The 1,853-nt window shown below is 44.2% G+C and carries 1 protein-coding gene; it reads left to right on the plus strand.

Going from position 1 to position 1,853, the window contains the following annotated elements; translation table 11 throughout:
* The first annotated feature begins 1,203 nt into the window (after positions 1 to 1,203).
* Positions 1,204 to 1,809 (plus strand): hypothetical protein, encoded by a 606-nt coding sequence (locus CXF74_RS21245; protein WP_101084626.1) that lies wholly within the window; start codon positions 1,204 to 1,206, stop codon positions 1,807 to 1,809.
* The last annotated feature ends 44 nt before the right edge of the window (positions 1,810 to 1,853 follow it).

The following is a 1,853-nucleotide window of genomic DNA, read 5'->3' on the forward strand; positions in this document are numbered from 1 at the left end:
TGACGACATGGATGTCGTCACTAAGTTTGGTTCTGTTTTCTTTAGTCCGTACAAAGAATCTTGCTAATCCAGACTGCGAAACATGTTTTGGTGCTGGATTAACTACTCGACGACAGTCGAAACCCCTGTGAGGTTAGATTAAAAAATGATTGGATGAGCTTGACGAACAAGGGACTCAAAATTAAAGAACTGGCTCTCTTTTCGTTCCCTAGTGCGAGACAAGCTCGTTTGAGGAAGTTGTTAATACGTTTAGCGTGATTTCGCCTATGGCGACTTCATTTTCTTTAGCGAGTAAAGAAAACAGAAGCAAAAGAAAGCTCGCCACTGCCATTTTTTTATCTTGCACGTCTTGATTGCTTATAACGCACCAGCTCAGACAGCACATCCGTGTGCTGACTGAGCTTAGACCGGACAAAGGGCACGCAGAGCTTAACCCTCCTCATGACACTATGCTGTCGCATAATTCGTTCCATGCCGGTTCTTGCTAAGCAACCAAGCCTTAGCAAGAAAAATGGAAGGGGTAATTGTGTACGCATTGATTCTATTTTTACGAAAGGCTAAAAGGGTTGGATTTAGTTTTTTATTGTGATTTTACTAAGCAAAATACTGTTAGCTCTTTCATGAAAAAGTATCAATGCGTACACACAAAGTTTCCGTTCCATTTTTCTGCTGAAAAGAATAACTTTAGCAAAGGAAATCATGGAGCGAATTGAACGACACCGGACAGTTCAGGCCTATGAGCGGGCTAAGCTCTGCGTGCACTTTGATGTTGATAAGTCCCTTAAAAAGATTAATTATCTTTTTCGCTCACCTAGCAAGTATGAGAAGCCAATGAGAGCATGCGTGCATTCAACTACGGTGCGTTAAGAAGTCTGACTTTTCGGAAGATCAAAAAAATGGTTCGGAACGGCACTTGCTTGCTACTTAAGACTGCGAAACTACGTTTCGGTTCTTCATTCGCTAAAGCTGTTGAGAAGCATAATTCTCTCGAACTATGAAACTACGTTTCTATCTCTCATCATTGACTCGCCGAGAGGCGAAACCTCTGCAATATAGGTTTAGTTACTGCAACGATGGGCCTGACAAACTATAATGCAAAATCAAAGAGCTGACCCCATTCACCCCCGCACTGACAGGATCACGGACATTAACAACCAAAATAAATCATCTATATCGAATTTCACCCTGACCAGGAGAAGTACCTTGCTTAAAGCAGCTATAAAATCCGCCGGCAATATGCTAATCGTCAGCTTCTGGCTGGGTATCAGCTCAGTTTCATACGCTACTGACCACACAGAAAAAGCCACGGTTGTTATCAACGATCTGCAGAAACTCCTGAGTGCGGCAGAACAGTACGCGAAAGATACCGGTGAAGAGCTTACTATTACATCCGATACAAACCCTGCTTATGGCTATCTGAAAATTGATCACCTGATTGAAAATCCGGGGATTCCTGGCTGGAAAGGTCCCTATATTCCGTATAAGGACTACTGGCTCGGCGGCGAGCAGTATATTGATCACCCAGTTTATAATGCAGCTCAACTGCTCAGTAAAGAAGACGGCACCGACTGGGTAAAAGGCAGTTCGCCGGACGGCTGCAGAAAATCATCAGGGTCCTGCTCTATTTCTGCCTGCATCTGGCTGATGCCTGGCGAAATAACCCGTCAGGTCAATGTGCAGATTGACGGCATTGATAGCAAAGCAGATTCAGACTCAGCGGGAAGAGTCAGGTATGACAACGGAATGGTCGGTGGAATAGTTTGTCTGACAGGTGGCAAGTACCCAAAAGAGCGGTCTCCAGTTGAGTAGAAGCCATCTCCAAAAATGGGGTAACAAAAAATGGGGTCAGGTCT

The sequence above is a fragment of the Psychromonas sp. Urea-02u-13 genome (assembly GCF_002835995.1).
GTDB lineage: Bacteria > Pseudomonadota > Gammaproteobacteria > Enterobacterales > Psychromonadaceae > Psychromonas.